Source organism: Saccharicrinis sp. GN24d3, assembly GCF_052400645.1.
Classification (GTDB): domain Bacteria; phylum Bacteroidota; class Bacteroidia; order Bacteroidales; family Marinilabiliaceae; genus Saccharicrinis.
On the sequence record NZ_JBQTGI010000009.1, the window covers coordinates 57,171 to 75,454 of the forward strand.

Below are 18,284 nucleotides of genomic sequence, written 5' to 3' on the forward strand. Positions count from 1 at the left end.
ATTGCCTTTTAAGTAGTTAACAGGTTATTATTAAGTTTGTTTGTAGAAATAGATATAAACAGCAATTAAAGTGAGAAGAACGCAGCGTCTTTGTGTCCCCGTGTTCAACTAATAATCTAATATCTAATATCATGTCAATAAAAACAATAAAGGGCTGTATCGGCTGCGAAACATGTGTAAAAACATGTCCTACCGATGTAATTCGAATGGATAAGCGTTCGGGTAAAGCCGTGATCATGTATCCGGCCGACTGTCAGATTTGTCATTTGTGTCGTATGTATTGTCCGGTAGATGCGATAACGATATCGCCGGAAAAATCTATACCAGTAATCGTTTCATGGGGTTGATGATGGAAAAGCTATTAAAAAGATATAACGTAGTTGTTGCAATCGTAATATTCGCAGCATTGCCCATTTTAATCTGGGCATTAGGAGGTTCTTCTCAACGAGGGGTTTTAAAGGAAACTATCTCGGTGGTAACTATTGTTTCGTTTTCAATGATGCTGATGCAGTTTTATTTGGCGCGAACCAATAAAAATATGCTGAAAATCCATAAGATGAGTAAGGTGCTTAATATACACAAGATTATTGGATACGTGTTTGTTCCGATACTCCTGGTTCACCCATTTTTGATCGTAGTCCCAAGGTATTTCGAAGCAGGGATTGATCCCTCAGATGCTTTTTTAACTTTGATCACGTCTTTCAACAACACCGGGGTTGTGCTTGGAATGATTGCCTGGGTTCTGATGTTCATTATCGGTCTTACTTCTGTATTTAGAAATAGTTTACCAATGACTTACAGTAGTTGGAGGGTGTTGCATGGGGTTCTGTCCATCCTTTTTGTGGTTCTGGCTGCCTGGCATGTAATAGAATTAGGGCGTCATTCCAGTGATTGGATGACCGCATTTATTGTGATTATAGCAACAGGAGGAATCCTCCTGTTGGCAAAAACATATTTCTCAAAACCAAACAAAGGAGGACAAAGTAATGTGTAAAAAAGATATATCGCGCCGTAAATTTCTAGGAATTACAGGAGGTGCATTGGGAGCGGCAGCCTTGGGATCAATGATTTTTTCTCAAGAGGGATGGGCCGAGAACAAACCGGAATTTAAGGTGGATGAAATGCTCGAGCAAGAGCTGGACACAGATGTACTGATAGTTGGTGGAGGTATGGCCGGTCTGTTTGCAACGGTTAAAGCGCACGATGCAGGAGCAAAAGTGATAATGGTATCAAAAGGTAGGTTGGGTTCTTCAGGTCAAACTCCTTTTGCCAAGGGTATTTTTGAATATGATGCCCAAACATCAAAATATAGTATCGATGAATTTGTGGAAGCAGTCTCACACTCAGCAATTGGAACTAATAATCCCGTTTATACCCGACAAGTAGCGGAGCATTCCAAAGCCAGGGTGCAAGAGTTGCGTGATTGGGGTTTCTTTGATTCTCCACTGTACCACAAATCATTTAGCAAACCGATACAGGAAAGGAACATTTCGGTGATCGAACGAGTGACGATTACTCATCTGATTAAGCAAAACGGGAAAATAGTTGGAGCGGCCGGTTTTAGTATTGATGAGGCAAAAACATATTTTATCAATGCCAAAAGTGTTATCCTTTGTACAGGAGCCGGCGGTTTTAAACCCAACGGATTTCCGATTTGTGATTTAACCCACGATGGAACCGTGATGGCATATAATATAGGTGCTAAAGTAACCGGGAAAGAATGGAACGATGGTCATCCCGGGAGATCGGATAATGCTGCGGCATGTTATGATGGCTGGGGAAATATGTTCGAACAAAAACCAAGCACCACCAGTATAGGTATTCGTCACGACCTGGGGGTCGATCTGAATTATATGGCCTATGTTAATGGAGGTGGTGCCGTAATGGGCCCTCCGGGGGCTAATAGAAGTTCAAAGGTAGTAGGTGGCCCATACCGTCCCGAAGGAATTTCGCAAGAAGGTCCTGGAGGTGGACATGGCCCTGATGATAAAGAGCGACCGTCTGGTGGAGGTAAAGGTCCTGGTAGGGGTAAAGGACCAGAGGGTGACAAAAGAAGAGGTAAAGAAGGGGATGGCCCGCCTCCCGGGATGGGCGGTAGCCCTGTGGGGGGATCTTCTGCAGGAATGGCCATTCACAAATCAGAAGGGCTTGTACCTATCAACGATAAATGTGAATCGAATATACCGGGATTATATGCCGCGGGCGACGCACTGGGTTCGTATATGGCGGGGGCAATTTATACGCAAATAGGTTCGTCTTTGGCGGGTTCCGCTGTGCAGGGAGCAATTGCAGGAGAGGCAGCAGCCGAATATGTGGGGAAGGTTGCGGCAGAACCTATCTTCGATCAAAAGAAGAAGGAGATTTTGGAAGAAATTCAAGCACCGTTGGAGCGCAAATCGGGTTATAGTCCGGCATGGGTCACACAGACCTTACAGGGTATTATGATACCTAATTTTATTCTCTATATTAAAAAAGAAAATTTAATGCGGGCTGCATTGGCTTATGTCGAAGAATTGCGGGATCATCACTTGCCATTGCTGAAAGCTTCTGATTTGCATGAGCTACGTTTGGCCCATGAAACAAGAAACATGGTTGTTAGTGCCGAGATGAAATTAAAGGCATCGTTAATGCGTACCGAAAGCAGATGCAGTCATTATCGTTTGGATTATCCTGAGCTTGACAATGAAAATTGGCGGGCATGGATAAACATTTATAAGGGAGAAGATGGAATTATGCAGTTTGAAAAACAACCTTTTAAAGGGTGAAATAAAATTTTTTAATACATTTGAATATCAGATAGAGCCTGAAGAAAAACAAATTCCCCAAATGATAAAACTTAGAATAGGAAGATTTCAGCAAATCATAACCATTTTTGTATGGGTATTGATATTTATCATCCCACTTATGTTTGGGGAACATAGAGATGGAATAATTAACTGGGATCACATTATTCGAATTTGGATTGAGTACGGAATTGTATTCTTGATATTCCTGATCAATAGAATGATATTGTTGCCACACCTGTATTTTAAAAACAAACGTATTAAATATTTCATCTCCCTGGCGGCAATTTTTTTGGTGTTTGGATGCATTATGTATGTCCGCGAGGTGTATCTTCAATCCGATGAGCGGGAAAGGATTGAGTACGAAGATCCGCTAACTATGGAAAGATCGCACAGAGGTGTTGAAAGACCAGATATGCCAGGGTCAGCAAGGGCGATGGATGAACAGCGATTAATGAGGCCGCCTAGGGAATTTATTCCCCCATATGCCAATTTATTCATGCTAACAATACTGTTGTTAGGTTTCGATACTGGATTGAAGTTTTCAACCAAGTGGTTGGATTCGGAGCAAACCAAAATTAAATTGGAAAAAGAAAATGTGGAAAACAAGATGGCTTTTTTGCAGAACCAAATCAGTCCGCATTTTTTCATGAATACACTTAATAATATTCATGCATTGGTGGATATTAGCACCGAGGAAGCCAAAGAAGCCATCATCAAATTGTCCCGAATGATGGGCTATATGCTCTATGAATCAAAAACAGACAAGGTGCCATTGAAAAAGGAAATGGAATTTATCACGAGTTATATTGAGCTGATGAAAATTCGTTTTACCGATGAAGTGGAAGTGGAGCTGGTTATCCCTGAAGTCTTACCGCCTGTCTCGATCCCGCCCTTACTGACGATATCATATATCGAAAATGCATTTAAACATGGCATCAGTTATACAGAACCTAGCTTTGTGCGTATTTCTTTTTCCTTTGAAAAGGGTAGGATGACGTTTGATATTATTAATAAAGTGTATGATAGAAAAACGGCCGATGCCAATTCTGGGGTCGGAGTGGAAAATGCCAGGAATAGGTTAGAACTAATTTATGGTAAGAATTACAAGCTGGAAATCGGCAAACTTCCAGACGATAAGCTGTTTGCCGTAAATTTAAACGTACCGTTATGATAACATGCATAGCCATTGATGACGAGCCTTTGGCGCTAAGGCAAATAGAAGGATATATAAAGATGACTCCATACCTGGAGTTGCAGGGTAGTTTTACGAATGCCATAAAGGCAATGGAGTATATAAATGATAACGCCGTTGACTTGATGTTTGTGGATATAAATATGCCAGACCTGTCGGGGATGGATTTTGTGAAGGCTTTAAGTAATCCGCCAAAAGTGATATTTACAACAGCTTACCGCGAATATGCCGTTGAAGGATTTCAGGTAGATGCCGCAGATTATCTGGTAAAACCAATAGGGTATTCCGATTTTCTGAAATCGGCAGATAAAACCAGACAACGGTTTTTCGCAGATAAAAAAACGGCGGAAACGGTTCAAAATAACGAACAGTTTCTGTTCATCAAGTCGGAGTATAAAATTATCAGGATAAATTATAACGATATATTATATGTAGAGGGCATGCGGGATTACGTCCGTATTCATCTCGACAACCAAAAGCCTGTGATGGCTTTGATGAGCATAAAGAAAATGCAGGAGCATTTGCCCGGGCAGGATTTTATGAGGGTACATCGCTCGTTTATCGTGAATCTGAAAAAAATTTCCACTATCGAGCGTAACCGCATTGTTTTTGATGGCAAAGTCTATATCCCCATCAGCGATCAGTACAAAGAACAATTCCAGGATTTTCTGGACAATAATTTTTTAAAGTAGATCTCTATAATTAACTGGGTGACTATTGCGATAATGAAAATAGTCACCGGGTTACTTAATAATCTGTTTCCGCGCAAGGCCCGCTAATATTTCTGAATTAGAAAAATTCCTCCTAGCAAAAGCACTATCCCAATAATTTTTCCGGCAGTGATCTGTTGCACCGATATGCCAAAGAAACCAAAGTGGTCGATGATAGAGGCAGCTATTAACTGCCCTGCGATGGACGCTGCCAAAACTGTGGTCACCCCAATCTTAGGAATAAAAAAGATGACGGAAGAAACAAAGATGGCACCCAGGCATCCTCCAAGAAACAGGTAGATGGGAGCAGTTTTTATATGTCCCCAGTCCGGTACCTGTGTTTTAAACACTAAGTTAAGCCCCACCAAGGCAATCGTTCCTACCAAAAAGTTGACCAGCGCACCCTGTAACGGATGCTTCAAATAGGTGGTCAATTGCGTATTTATACTTCCTTGAACGGCCAAAAAACATCCTATAAACAAAACGATAAGCGTGTATATGTATTTCACAATATGTAATTTTAGATTGTAAACACGAAGATAGATATTTGAGGTAAGCCTGCCAACACATTTTAGCATGACAAAGTGCGCACCATTCCCTGTTGAATAAATGTATAAAAAGTATCGGTTTTGACCTATTTGTAAGGGGTTACATTAAATTAACACGGAGGTGTTAATTTACAATTTCTTTGCGTTCAGTTTACGGTCGCTTTTTGTACGGCAATTATTTTTGTTGAAATAATTGTTGGATAAAATAATGAGATCAAATCAAAAGAAGAATCCCAGGAAGATTGAGGCTGTTGTGATTTCCGATACACACCTAGGTACGCGTAGCTGCAAATCGAGAGAGTTATTAGGCTATCTGAAATCGGTTCAGCCGAAGACTTTATTGTTAAACGGAGATGTCATCGATATCTGGCAATTTTCAAAATCTTATTTTCCAAAGCCACAGTTAAAAGTTGTCCGTCAAATTATTAAGATGATGGAACAGGGCACTAAAGTGTATTACATTATCGGTAATCACGATGAGTCCTTGCGTCGCTTTGTGGGTGTTGATATTGGAAATTTGTCCATTGTAAATAAGGTGTTGTTAAATATGGACGGCAAGAAAAGCTGGATTTTTCATGGAGATGCTTTTGATGTGGTTATGCATCACTCCAAGTGGTTGGCTAAGTTGGGAGCTACTGGATATGCAATTCTTACTGCTATCAATAAAATGGTAAACGAATTATTAGCTTTGTTTGGTCAACGCCGCATTTCGTTGTCAAGGGATATCAAAAGGATGGTCAAAACCTCCAAAAAAACTGAGGTGACCACTCGTTTCGAGAAGACGGTGAGTGACCTGGCCATCAAAAAAAACTATCAATATGCCATATGTGGCCATATACACTGGCCGGCCAAAAAGGTTATTTCAAATGAGCATGGGTCTGTCATGTATCTGAATTCGGGCGACTGGGTAGAGAACCTGACGGCACTTGAGTACTTCAATAAAGAATGGGAACTGGTGTATTATAATGATGAGGATGCTGCTGTAGCCGAAGAAGAAACGGGAAAGGTGAACGCAGATTATTTGTTGGGTTCAGATAAAATATTATTCAAGTCGATGTTTAGAGACGTTCTTAGCGATTAACACAACCAAAGAACTTTTGATATGAAGATTTTATATGCCATACAAGGAACAGGTAATGGACATGTAGCTCGTGCGCTTGAGGTATTTCCTATCTTAAAAAAATATGGTAAAGTCGATATTGCCTTAAGTGGAAACCAAAGTGATATCCAGCTTCCGTGGGAAATTAAGTATCGATTTCATGGCGCCAGCTTTATTTTTGGAAAAAAAGGAGGGGTCGACTTTTTAAAGACATGCAGGAATATTAGTATCCCTAACCTAATAATGGAGATTTTAAAGGTCCCGGTACACGATTACGACTTGGTGATCAATGATTTTGAACCCGTTGTTGCCTGGGCCTGTAAATTAAAGACTAAACACTGTATCGGGGTTTCGCACCAAGCGGCGGTATTGCACAAGTTAGCTCCAAAACCTATGGTAAGGAGCTTGGTGGGCAGGTCTATACTGAAATATTATGCACCAACCCACCTTAATTACGGATTTCATTTTAAAAGTTTGGGGGATGGTTTTTTTACTCCGGTTATTCGAAAAGATATTAGGGCTGTTGTGCCAAGTGAGAACAATCATTTTACAGTTTATTTGCCCGCCTATTCCGACGAAGCCATAGTCGATTTTCTTTTAAAATACGATGAGGTCAACTGGCAAGTTTATTCCAAGCATAATAAATCTCCGTTCACTCGTATGAATGTAAGTGTACAACCTGTTGATAAAAAGGGGTTTGTAAATAGCATGGTTTCGTCCAAGGGGGTGTTGTGCAATGCAGGTTTCGAAACGCCTGCTGAGGCTTTGTTCCTGAAAAAGAAGCTTTGTGTTTTGCCGATGACAGGACAATACGAGCAACAATGTAACGCCGCTATGTTGAAATCAATGGGAGTACCGGTTTACGGTACATTAAATCAGGTAGATGAACAATCGTTTAGGACTTGGCTAAAGAGCAACGAGATTGTTGATGTAAATTACGCCGATGATACGCATTGGATAATATCGTCTATTGTTAAAGCCCACGTAATTAAACTTGAAGAACCGGTTTTTGCTTAAGTATGATGGGGTCTTTAATTGTCTTCAAATCAGTCATTTGGTTTTTAGGATTGTTATTGTTAGAATCAGATAGTTAAACGAAAAAAAATCCTGAATCTAAGGTGAAGACCGATGCTGGCTCAATTTTGGCAGGTAACAAGGGCGATAAGTAAAAAAAGATAGGTTTATTTGTGGTATAACGTAAATAGCAAAGCTACTGGATTGGAACTGCACTCAATTCAACTATTAAATAAACCAAAGGGTACGACTGAAACCATACCCTTATTATCTTTTAAAGCTAGCCGCAAATCAATTATACGCTACCGTCGCACGGGTTATTCGTTCCCCATCAAATGGGCACAGTTATAATATTTCGTCAATTTTTTCGGCCGGTCTTCCCACAATAGCTTTGGGGCCATTGATAACGATAGGGCGCTCAATCAATTTTGGGTTTTCAACCATGGCATGAATCAATTCCTCATCCGAGAAATCCTTTCCTTTGATTTCTTTTTTGAAATAGGCTTCGTTAGTTCGGATTAAATCCATTGGTTTCATGTCTAGCTTTTGCAATATTTGCTTAAGCTCTTCGTAATTCAACGGCGTATCCAAATATTTTACAATAATAGGAGTAATTCCCTTTTCTTTTAGGTATTCCAGCCCCAAGCGGCTTTTTGAGCACCTTGGGTTGTGAAGCATGGTAATCATAAATATATATATATATTGGTTTTTTACTTCTGTTGTCTTGGGATTATACTACTTTGAATATTTACCCTGTTTGATATTTTTACACAGGGAGAATGAGCACTCGGTATTACAAGAATTCACTCAGGTTTTAGTTTCATAATTTAAGTCCCTCTAATCTGATTAATCTGTAAATGATCAAATAAATATTGCATGGCAATTATCTTTAGTTACTCTTCCTTTTTTCCGCTAAATTCCATTAAATAGGCTTTGGTAAACATATCAATATCGCCATCCATGACGGCCTGAACATTGGAAGTTTCCACGTTGGTGCGTAAATCTTTAACCATTTTGTACGGCTGGAAAACATATGAACGTATCTGTGAGCCCCACTCAATCTTCAACTTGTTGCTCTCAATCTTATTCTGCTCTTCCATACGTTTGCGCAACTCCATCTCATACAATTGCGATTTTAAAAGGCGCATTGCATTTTCCTTGTTGCCGAGCTGCGAACGCGACTCTGTGTTTTCAATGATAATGCCCGTTGGTGCATGACGCAATCTAACACCGGTTTCTACTTTGTTCACATTCTGGCCACCGGCACCACCCGAACGGAAAGTCTCCCAGGTAATCTCCGAAGGGTTTATCTCAATTTCAATGGTATCGTCAATCAGTGGAGTGATAAATACGGATGAAAATGACGTCATCCTTTTGTTGGCCGCATTAAATGGGGACAGACGAACCAACCGGTGTACCCCATTCTCACTTTTTAAATAGCCATAGGCAAAATCTCCCTCAAACTGGAGCGTTACGGTTTTGATACCCGCGTCATCACCCGGTTGGTAATTTACTTCCTTTACCTTGTATTTGTGTTTCTCGCCCCAGCGAATATACATTCTCATGAGCATTTCTGCCCAGTCCTGGCTTTCAGTACCTCCTGCGCCTGCATTGATTTTAAGTACGGCTCCTAGCTGGTCCTCTTTTCTGCGAAGCATGTTTTTAAGCTCTAAGGCTTCGGTTTTTTTCAGGGTGTCGGCAAATAACTCATCGATCTCTTCCTGTTGAGCTTCGCCTTCCTTTAAAAAGTCGAACAGAACGTTGATGTCCTCCATTTGGGTTTCAATCTCTTCATAGTCTTTAACCCATGACTTCAGCTCACGTAGCATTTTCATGTGCACTTCAGCGGCCTTTGCATCATCCCAAAAATCGGGCGCTTGCGAGCGCATTTCCTCTTCCTCTATTTCAATCTTCTTCCGATCGATGTCAAAGATACCTCCTTAACGCCAGCTGGCGTCCCGCTAAATCTTTTAGCTGTTCAATTGTTGTCATGATATTAATTTTGCGGCAAATTTAGTCTTTTTTTAATTAGCTGACATGTAAATGTTATCTATCATCTCTTCTTAAAGGGGTTTTGTTACAATATCTCGACAAGTATTTAATGGACTTATAGTGTCCCATTTGTCCGGCTGTGTCCCAGTCTTTACAACATTTTTGCTTCATTCCCAAATTATAATAAGCAAGACCCCTGTTAAAAAGTGCATGAGTGTCGGCAGAGTCAATATCAACAGCTTTATCCAAGTCCGTTATGGCTTCCATATAATTTTCGGTTTGGATTTGCAGGGTTCCCCTTATGGAATAAGCCCCGGGCAAGCGATGGTTAAGTTTGATTGCTTGGCTAATATCATACATAGCCGTTTCCTTGTCATTAAAATATTGTATTTTAAGTCGGCTTCTTTCGTAAAAACCATTTGCATAAAGGGGTGTTGACTTTATGGCCTGGTCGTAACATTTTTTCGCTGTTTCAAAATCGTTTCTTAGTTTTACTGCCAGCAATCCAAATTCAATAAGTGCAGGCGAAAAATAATCGTGGTTTTCTATGCTGGCTATCAGGCTTATAAAGGCATTTTTTTCATCCTTTTTTCTGATATATTCCATAGCTTGGTAGTAATGAATCAGAAAGTGCTTCGGATTTAAACGTTTAGCGTGATTGTAATCCAGGCGCATTCCAATATAATTTTCATATTGCCTTCGGGCCTCTCCCCGGAGTATATATGCCGCAATATTAGTAGTGTCGTTCTTTAAATAGGAAGTGAAATTTCTTGCTGCCTCCACCCAATCAGAATGTATAAAGTAAGCAATACCATCAAACATATATGGGTGCAGCTCAATATTGTTCTGTTCGTTACGCGTCTTCCAGGTTTCTGTTGCCAAATGATTTATCCAAAGCGAATCATTTAAAATATGCGTGCTTGCAAACAAGTGTTTTCTGCCTTTTTTTAAAAACTTGGCTACCCCAATCAGTTCACCTGCGTCATTGATAACCGGAGCCCCTGTCGATCGTTCGCCGAAATCGGAGTTTATCCCTACGAGCCTGTCGAGGTAGGGTGCCTGAAATACCTGGGTAACCACTCCCAGGCTTATCCCCCCTTGCGCCTCCTTTGGGTCGCTAAATATAAGAACTTCGCTATTTTCATTTTCAGTGCTTTGAGACGGGATAATATAATCAAAACCTTTTTCTCTATGGTCAAACGCTTTGAACATGGTGAGGTTGGCCATCTTATGGGATGATATAATTCTGGCGATTTTGTACTTTCTGCCATTTCTCAATGTAAGCGAAACAGAGTCGGAATCTAAAAAGATGTTGGAAGGTGCTAGTGCAATACCATCGTTGCTGATAAAAAATCCCGTTCGGGATCTAATTTCGTTTTCGTTTTTATCGAACGAAGATATGGTAAATACCGCTTTTTCAAGTTTCGATATTTTATCCATAACGTTTTGAGCAACAGTATGGGTGCTCAAAAGTAATATCAATAAACACATTGTCATATGATATTGGATAGGTCTCATATTGCACTTTGAATTTTAGGGAGGGCAATATAATAAAAAAGAGATATTATACCATTTGTTCAATTGGATATAGCGCTTTGTTTAAATGCAACAAGGTAGCTTAAAAAGCTACCTTGTTCTTTGTCATTGGGTTGGTTGTGCAATCAATGCCGAATCTTACTCGTCAAGTATTCAAATGTATGACGGTTTTTTGAGGAAGTCAATAGACCGTATTATTTAAATCAATGTCGGACGATTGTAAGGAGTTGTTAAATTGAATTTAAATTAAGGACTTTCCCTTTGTAAGTGTTGGCTTGTATGCCCGGATAAAATCCCTGTTAAACAAAAAACGCAGCTTTCAAATTGAAAGCTGCGTTTTTTGTTTTGGGTGAAAGACCGGTCTCGAACCGGCGACCTCTGGAACCACAATCCAGCGCTCTAACCAACTGAGCTACAATCACCATTTTCGCTAAAAGCGATGCAAAGATAACATTAAAAAAACTAGATTTGCAAACGTTTTCTTTAAAAAAATGAATAAAATTGTACCCCCGTAAGATTTGTGGTTGAATTTTAGCCGATTATAATATAATAAAAAATGAAGTTTTATTTGCAAGACGATACTTCCGGTAAAGTAGATGATATAATTCGACGTTTAAATAAACTGATGGACGGAGATGTTTCGATCCAAATGAAGGAGCATGGACTGGAATATCGCGTTAATTATGGTGCCAGTGTTTTATGGCTTCGAAATATGGCAAAACAATATAGTGGCGACAATGAATTGGCGGATCGCCTATGGCATCGCGAAATTAGGGAAACGATGATTCTGGCCACGTTGATCGCAGACAATATATCCGATAACAAAAAGAGGATTGAAGATTGGGCGTTATTATTGGGGCAAAACGAAATTGCCGAACAGTTGGGAGCCAATTTGTTGTGGCGAATGCCCGAAATTAAGAATACGGCTGAAAGTTGGCTGAAGGGGAATAACAAACACCTGAAAGATTCAGTTTGGACGGGCTTGGCTGTTTTTCTGCAACGGGGGGGTGAAATGGATGAATCGGAGATGAACAAATATCTTGATCTGATGGAACAAAGCTTTATGGCCACCGATAAATTCACATTAAGGGTTCAGGGGCGATTCTTAAGGCAATTGTGCAGGAAATCAAATGCTTTCATGAATAGTGTTGATCAGTTCGTGGATCACGTGAAAAAACACCCAAACTGCGCCTGGCTGATAGAAGATGTTCAAACGGAAATAAAATTTTTAAAAGACAGCAGCCTATAATTTGGCATAACCATTTGGCGTACATGCCAGGTAACAAAAGTCAGTTTTTTATAGCGTATGCATGTATATCTTTAGAGGCAAATCATATATGACATGTTAAGGTACGAATCGCATTTTAAAAAATTCAGAGAAAACACCATCGGTTTTAATGCCCAAATTGAAACGCCTTTGGGGTTGAAACCTCTTTTGTATGCGGATTGGATTGCAAGCGGACGACTTTATGGTCCTATTGAGGATGTGCTAAAAGAGAAGATAGGCCCGATGGTCGCCAATACCCATTCCGAATCGAGCGATACCGGTATGATTATGACCAATATTTATAAGCAATCCCATCAGATTATCAAGAAGCATGTGAATGCCGGCGATGATGATATTATCATAACCGCCGGTTCGGGCATGACATCCGTTGTGAATAAGCTGCAGCGAATTATGGGAATGAGAGTTCCCGAGCAGGCTAAGCAATACTATAATATTCCTCCGGAGCATCGTCCGGTCGTATTCATTACCCATATGGAGCATCATTCAAATCATACTTCATGGTTGGAGTCTACTGCTGATGTGGTGGTGTTGGAGCCCAACGATGAATTATTGGTGGACCCTGAATCTCTAAAAAAAGAAATTGTTAAATACGAAAACAGGACCCTGAAAATTGGTTCTTTCTCAGCTTGTTCCAATGTAACCGGTATTGAGGTGCCCTATTTTGAGTTGGCCAAAATAATGCATCAAAATGGAGGGTTTTGTTTTGTGGATTTTGCGGCTTCTGCCCCTTATATAAATATAAATATGCATCCTGAGGATCCTTTGATGGGGCTTGACGCCATTTTTTTTTCACCGCATAAGTTTTTGGGTGGCCCGGGTAGCTCCGGAGTATTGGTGTTCAATAGATCCATTTATCATAACCAAGCGCCCGATAATTCCGGAGGCGGTACGGTGGACTGGACAAATCGCTGGGGGAAATACAGGTACGTCGACGATATTGAAGCCCGTGAAGACGGCGGGACACCGGGTTTTTTGCAATCGATAAAGGCCGCACTATGTGTAAGGCTGAAAGAAGAAATGAACTGCCAAAAGATGCGGGAACGGGAAGAGGATCAGGTAGCTAAAATATTAAAGGCTTTCAGGAAGATTCCCGGGATGAATATCCTGGCCAACAACATGGATGATCGTATCGCCGCCATATCCTTTTATCTGGATGGTTTACATTTTAACCTTGTGGTACGTCTCCTAAACGACTTTTTTGGCATTCAGGTACGCGGAGGTTGCTCTTGCGCAGGTACCTACGGACACTATTTACTTCACGTGAATTATTATACTTCAAACAAAATAACCAGTAAAATCAACAAGGGCGATCTGTCAGAAAAACCAGGTTGGGTTCGCTTGTCGGTGCACCCTACCACCTCGGAAGAAGAAATAGACTATATTATTGAAGCAGTAAAACAAGTGGCGGAAAATGCCCGCGAATGGGAAAAGGACTATGAATATGTTTGTGCAAAAAATGAATATTTTCATAAAGGAACAAGCGTAAAAGAACCGTCATATTACGATTCATGGTATAATTTGTAAGTTTCAGTCATAACATTTTTTGTTGGCGCTATAATTTTTATAGCTTTATGGTCTCATGCATTAATGCCTGCCGATCTTACTAAAAACAAATTTTAAAAGGGAACTACTAATGGAAGTATTTTGATATACTACATTTGTTTTTATGTAGGCTATTTTAGGTATTAAGCTTTGATTGTAGAATCTAATTTCAGTTTCAATATGCAGATTATAGTTGTTGATAATAGAGCCACGCGGGCAAAGTTCTTGAGGGTGGTTGAAAAAATATACGAAGGAGACGAACATTATATTAGGCCGTTGGATTCAGACGTAGAAAACATCTTCAATCCTAAAGTAAATGTTTTTTTTAAGCAGGGCTCAGCAGTCCGTTTTGTTTTGGAAGACAAAGGAGAAGTGATTGGCCGAATTGCAGCTTTTGTAAACGAGAAAAAAGCCTATGGATATGAACAGCCCACCGGAGGACTTGGTTTTTTTGAATGTATAAATAATCAGGAGGCTGCGTTTAAATTGTTTGAGGCTGGTGTGGAATGGCTAAAGTCAAAAGGGATGGAAGCGGCTGATGGCCCCATTAATTTTGGCGAGAACGACAATTTTTGGGGCTTGTTGGTGGAGGGGTTTACCGACCCAACTTATGGGATGCAGTACAACCCTCCTTACTATAAAAAGTTCTATGAAACCTATGGATTCGAGAATTACTTTGAACAGGTAACCAATAAGCTCGATTTAAAAAAGCCGTTCCCCGAACGATTCTGGAAGATAGCTGAATGGATAGGCAATAAACCGGATTACGAGTTTAAGCATCTAACTTGGGATAAAAAAGATAAGTTCATCCGGGATATGGTTGAAATTTATAACGATGCCTGGAAATTCCATGAAAACTTTACGCCTTTAAGCAAAGAAAAAGTAGAGCCTTCGTTCGATAAAGCCAAGCCTATTGCTTTGGAAGAATTGTTGTGGTTTGCTTACTATAAGGGTGAGCCCGTCGGTTTTATTTTGATGTATCCCGATGTTAACCAAATTTTTAAGCATTTCAACGGCAAGCTTAATTTAGTCAACAAGCTAAGGTTTCTATGGTTGAAGCGCAAGAATACAATGACAAGATTAAGGGTTGTGATTTTAGGGGTGAAAACCAAATTCCAAAAATCGGGTGTGGAGTCTGGCTTGTTTTACCATTTGCGCAAACCTGTTTTTTCGCGAACCTGGTTCAGTGAAATGGAGCTCTCGTGGGTGGGGGATTTCAACCCGAAGATGAGGGCACTGCAAGATTCTATGGGTGCGGAGTTTTCGAAAAAACATATCACCTATCGGTTGATATTTGATCCGTCGAAAAGGAATAAAGTAAGAGCGTCTGCCATTCCGCGCGATTCAAAGGAGCGCGTGCTAAGGTCTAAAGCAGAATAATGGATTCCAAGAGTAAAATAATTATATGTATAAAGCACAATTATAAATTTTTACTTTTTCTTTTGCAGGTTAGATTTTAATATTTACCTTTGCACTCCGTTAAGTTTTTTGAATATTAAAGAGTTAAGAAAATGAAAAAGGAAATTCATCCGGATAATTATCGCTTGGTTGCTTTCAAAGATATGTCAAACGAGGAAACTTTTATTACTCGTTCTACAGCAAACGCCAAAGAAACAATTGAAATTGACGGAGTAGAGTATCCATTGGTGAAACTTGAGATCTCTAATACATCTCACCCTTTTTATACAGGTAAGATGAAACTTGTTGATACCGCAGGACGTGTTGATAAGTTTAAAAACAGATATCAAAAGCACATGGATAGCAAAAAAAAATAGGCTTGTTATAGCTTGACTTTATGAAAGCTTCGGTATAACCGGAGCTTTTTTTTTGGGTTCAACTTAGGGTCCTAACCGAATTATTCTGCCATTTATTTGGCCAAACATTGTACTGGTCAGGTGTTCTGTTCTTCTTTTGGCATGATGAGTATAATAGCTGGTCGCAATTAATTTTTGGCATACCTATTGCCATTAATATCGGCTGTGTCGAAGTTGCGTATAATGTGACAAGATGACACTTATTTTTACATATTGCAATATTATGAATGAAATTAAAATCTCAATCGACAATTTAGGTTTAAATGATGATTATGACTCGGATGCGGAATTTATTCCTATCGTATCCGATGAGGATGAGGCGGATGTAATTGATTTTGAGGTGCCGGATACTTTGCCAATTTTGCCGTTGCGAAATACGGTGTTGTTCCCGGGTGTCATTGTTCCCATTTCGTTGGGGCGCGACAAATCCCTTAAGTTAGTTAAGGAAGTTCAGCGTAATGGAGGTGTTTTTGGAGCGGTTGCTCAAAAAGAGGTTGAGGTAGAAGATCCGCTGGAAGAGGACTTGTATAAGGTGGGTACAGTAGCCAAGGTTATAAAGGTGTTGGAAATGCCTGATGGCTCTACGTCGGCGATAATCCAGGGTAAGGTCCGGTGTCAGATCGAGGCTTTGGTCGAGTCGGAACCTTATTTCAAGGCCAAAGTGTTTCAATTGCAGGATGTAACACCCGAAGATGATAAAACCCGCGATTATGAAGCGCTTGTGAGTTCATTGAAAGATCTCTCGTTGAGGATTATCAAATACTCGTCCAATATTCCTCCGGAAGCATCTTTTGCGGTAAAAAATATTGAGAACTCTTCATTTCTGATCAACTTTATTTGTTCCAATACCGACATATCTGTTAAAGAAAAGCAAGGACTGTTAGGTATTGACGATTTGCGGGCACGGGGAATGAAGTTGTTGGAGCATCTTACGCGCGAGGTGCAATTATTGGAGCTTAAAAACGATATTCAAAGTAAGGTTAAGCTGGACATTGACCAGCAGCAGCGTGAGTACATGCTTCATCAGCAGATGAAGACCATTCAGGATGAGCTGGGTTCCAGTCCTATCGAACAGGAAGTTCGTGAGCTGAAGGAAAATGCCAAGAAAAAGAAATGGGGTAAGGAGGTTTCCGAATTGTTCTTTAAGGAAGTGGATAAGTTAGAACGATTAAACCCTGCAACAGGGGAGTATTCAGTACAATATAATTACCTGCAAACCTTATTGGATATTCCTTGGAACGAGTATACCAAGGATAAGTTCGATATGGATTCTGCCGAGAACATACTGAATAGGGATCATTTTGGTTTAGATGGCGTTAAGGAAAGAATACTTGAGCACTTGGCAGTACTCAAGCTAAGAGGGGACCTGAAATCCCCAATCATCTGTTTGTATGGGCCTCCTGGGGTGGGAAAAACATCTTTAGGGAAATCAGTTGCAGATGCCTTAGGCCGTAAGTATGCCAGAATGTCACTGGGTGGTGTCCATGACGAGTCGGAGATTCGGGGGCACAGAAAAACCTATATCGGTGCTATGCCGGGGCGAATCATTCATAACATTAAAAAAGCAGGAAGTGCCAATCCCGTATTTATACTCGATGAGATAGATAAAATTGGAAGCAGTGCCCATGGAGATCCGGCGGCAGCGCTGCTGGAGGTGTTGGATCCGGAGCAAAACGAGAAGTTCCACGATAACTTTTTGGAGGTCGATTTTGATCTGTCAAAAGTAATTTTTATTGCTACAGCCAATACGTTGAGCACAATATCGCAACCCCTGCTGGACAGAATGGAGTTGATTGAGGTGAGCGGCTATGTTCTCGACGAAAAAACAGAAATCGCCAAACGACACCTATGGCCCAAGCAACTTGAAAACCACGGAATACCCAAAGGAAAAGTCTCGCTTTCGAAAAAAGTAATGAGCTTTATAGTGGAGAATTACACGAGGGAGTCAGGCGTTAGAGAGTTAAACAAAACTTTGGCTAAGCTGGCCCGTAAATATGCGCTTAAAATTGCCACCGGCAAGGAGTTTAAAAAAGCTATTTCTATAGATGATATAAAGGGAAATCTTGGCGTGGAGCGTTTTTCAAAGGAAAAATGGCAGGATACGCATGTTCCCGGAGTAGTAACAGGTTTGGCCTGGACAGCTGTAGGGGGCGAAATACTTTATATCGAGTCGAGCTTGTCGAAAGGGAACGGTAAACTGACCTTAACGGGTAATCTCGGCGATGTCATGAAGGAATCCGCAGTGTTGGCCTTGGAATACATCAAATCTAATTGCAAGGATTTCGGGATTGAAGCCAAAACATTTGACGAGAATAATATCCACGTACATGTTCCGGAAGGTGCAATCCCTAAAGATGGTCCATCGGCCGGAATTACTATGGCAACAGCGCTTGTGTCTACTTTTTCGGGCAGAAAAGTAAAAAAACGCATCGCTATGACAGGAGAGATTACATTACGTGGTAAGGTGTTGCCCGTGGGTGGCATTAAAGAAAAAATATTGGCAGCTAAACGAGCCGGTATTAAAGAGATTGTCCTATCCAAGAATAATTTAAAAGATGTTTCTGAGATCAAGGAAATTTATATCGATGGATTAGAGTTTCATTATGTCAATAATATCAAAGAGGTGTTAGATGTGGCAATCATCTAAATCTGAAACGTAACCCGCCTTATTCAGGGTAAATCTTGCATATGGTCTATAGCCACAGGTTTTATCAGGGTTATTCCGAAATAAAAACCCGAAGCATTAAATTGTTTCGGGTTTTC

16 protein-coding genes and 1 tRNA gene are annotated in these 18,284 nt (G+C 40.4%); 12 read left to right on the forward strand and 5 right to left on the reverse strand.

Annotation, left to right across the window (positions count from 1 at the left end; all coding sequences use genetic code 11):
* Nucleotides 1–131: 131 nt before the first annotated feature.
* Genes ACT29I_RS11990 through ACT29I_RS12010 form a run of 5 tightly spaced genes read left to right on the forward strand, consistent with a single transcriptional unit; the run spans nucleotide 132 to nucleotide 4,670 of the window.
* Entirely contained in the window at nucleotides 132–347 is a 216-nt protein-coding gene (locus ACT29I_RS11990) for a 4Fe-4S dicluster domain-containing protein (RefSeq protein WP_430931885.1), read from the forward strand.
* On the forward strand, nucleotides 269–994 hold the full coding sequence (locus ACT29I_RS11995; RefSeq protein WP_430931887.1) for a ferric reductase-like transmembrane domain-containing protein: 726 nt from the start codon (nucleotides 269–271) through the stop codon (nucleotides 992–994). The genes ACT29I_RS11990 and ACT29I_RS11995 overlap by 79 nt, the downstream gene beginning before the upstream one ends.
* Complete coding sequence (locus ACT29I_RS12000) at nucleotides 987–2,765, forward strand: FAD-binding protein (protein ID WP_430931889.1); 1,779 nt, start codon at nucleotides 987–989, stop codon at nucleotides 2,763–2,765. Before ACT29I_RS11995 ends, ACT29I_RS12000 begins: the two co-directional genes overlap by 8 nt.
* Nucleotides 2,725–3,957: a sensor histidine kinase gene (locus ACT29I_RS12005; RefSeq protein ID WP_444793557.1), complete on the forward strand. Its 1,233-nt coding sequence runs from the start codon at nucleotides 2,725–2,727 to the stop codon at nucleotides 3,955–3,957. Before ACT29I_RS12000 ends, ACT29I_RS12005 begins: the two co-directional genes overlap by 41 nt.
* Nucleotides 3,954–4,670 carry a LytR/AlgR family response regulator transcription factor gene (locus ACT29I_RS12010; RefSeq protein ID WP_430931893.1) on the forward strand — a complete coding sequence of 239 codons (717 nt, stop codon included), beginning with the start codon at nucleotides 3,954–3,956 and terminating at the stop codon, nucleotides 4,668–4,670. Before ACT29I_RS12005 ends, ACT29I_RS12010 begins: the two co-directional genes overlap by 4 nt.
* Nucleotides 4,671–4,753: 83 nt before the next feature.
* On the opposite strand, the gene ACT29I_RS12015 is transcribed toward ACT29I_RS12010, so the two are convergent.
* On the reverse strand, nucleotides 4,754–5,197 hold the full coding sequence (locus ACT29I_RS12015) for a DMT family transporter (RefSeq protein WP_430931895.1): 444 nt from the start codon (nucleotides 5,195–5,197) through the stop codon (nucleotides 4,754–4,756).
* 247 nt (nucleotides 5,198–5,444) lie between these two features.
* On the opposite strand from ACT29I_RS12015, the gene ACT29I_RS12020 reads away from it, so the two are divergent.
* Both ACT29I_RS12020 and ACT29I_RS12025 read left to right on the forward strand, forming a co-directional pair.
* Nucleotides 5,445–6,317: a UDP-2,3-diacylglucosamine diphosphatase gene (locus ACT29I_RS12020; protein ID WP_430931897.1), complete on the forward strand. Its 873-nt coding sequence runs from the start codon at nucleotides 5,445–5,447 to the stop codon at nucleotides 6,315–6,317.
* Nucleotides 6,318–6,338: 21 nt separating this feature from the next.
* Nucleotides 6,339–7,352: a glycosyltransferase family protein gene (locus tag ACT29I_RS12025; protein ID WP_430931899.1), complete on the forward strand. Its 1,014-nt coding sequence runs from the start codon at nucleotides 6,339–6,341 to the stop codon at nucleotides 7,350–7,352.
* 342 nt (nucleotides 7,353–7,694) lie between these two features.
* Here ACT29I_RS12025 and arsC read toward each other — a convergent pair whose 3' ends face one another.
* From arsC to ACT29I_RS12045, 4 genes are all read right to left on the reverse strand, one after another.
* On the reverse strand, nucleotides 7,695–8,036 hold the full coding sequence (arsC, locus tag ACT29I_RS12030) for an arsenate reductase (glutaredoxin) (RefSeq protein WP_430931901.1): 342 nt from the start codon (nucleotides 8,034–8,036) through the stop codon (nucleotides 7,695–7,697).
* 206 nt (nucleotides 8,037–8,242) lie between these two features.
* A protein-coding gene (gene prfB, locus ACT29I_RS12035) for a peptide chain release factor 2 (RefSeq protein WP_444793558.1) occupies nucleotides 8,243–9,341 on the reverse strand; the annotation gives its coding sequence in 2 pieces (ribosomal slippage) (nucleotides 8,243–9,277 and nucleotides 9,279–9,341; 1,098 coding nt in all).
* A gap of 54 nt (nucleotides 9,342–9,395) precedes the next feature.
* On the reverse strand, nucleotides 9,396–10,781 hold the full coding sequence (locus tag ACT29I_RS12040; RefSeq protein WP_444793559.1) for a tetratricopeptide repeat protein: 1,386 nt from the start codon (nucleotides 10,779–10,781) through the stop codon (nucleotides 9,396–9,398).
* A 443-nt stretch (nucleotides 10,782–11,224) separates the two neighbouring features.
* Nucleotides 11,225–11,300, reverse strand: a tRNA-His gene (locus ACT29I_RS12045).
* Between the two features lie 133 nt (nucleotides 11,301–11,433).
* Here ACT29I_RS12045 and ACT29I_RS12050 point away from each other — a divergent pair.
* The 5 genes from ACT29I_RS12050 (at nucleotide 11,434) to lon (ending at nucleotide 18,168) form a co-directional block, all read left to right on the forward strand.
* Complete coding sequence (locus tag ACT29I_RS12050) at nucleotides 11,434–12,126, forward strand: DNA alkylation repair protein (RefSeq protein WP_444793560.1); 693 nt, start codon at nucleotides 11,434–11,436, stop codon at nucleotides 12,124–12,126.
* A gap of 93 nt (nucleotides 12,127–12,219) precedes the next feature.
* Nucleotides 12,220–13,689 (forward strand): aminotransferase class V-fold PLP-dependent enzyme, encoded by a 1,470-nt coding sequence (locus ACT29I_RS12055; RefSeq protein ID WP_430931909.1) that lies wholly within the window; start codon nucleotides 12,220–12,222, stop codon nucleotides 13,687–13,689.
* Nucleotides 13,690–13,887: 198 nt separating this feature from the next.
* Nucleotides 13,888–15,087, forward strand: a complete 1,200-nt coding sequence (locus tag ACT29I_RS12060) for a GNAT family N-acetyltransferase (RefSeq protein WP_430931911.1) — start codon at nucleotides 13,888–13,890, stop codon at nucleotides 15,085–15,087.
* Nucleotides 15,088–15,218: 131 nt separating this feature from the next.
* Nucleotides 15,219–15,482, forward strand: a complete 264-nt coding sequence (locus ACT29I_RS12065) for a type B 50S ribosomal protein L31 (RefSeq protein ID WP_430931913.1) — start codon at nucleotides 15,219–15,221, stop codon at nucleotides 15,480–15,482.
* Between the two features lie 262 nt (nucleotides 15,483–15,744).
* Entirely contained in the window at nucleotides 15,745–18,168 is a 2,424-nt protein-coding gene (gene lon / locus ACT29I_RS12070; protein WP_444793561.1) for an endopeptidase La, read from the forward strand.
* The last annotated feature ends 116 nt before the right edge of the window (nucleotides 18,169–18,284 follow it).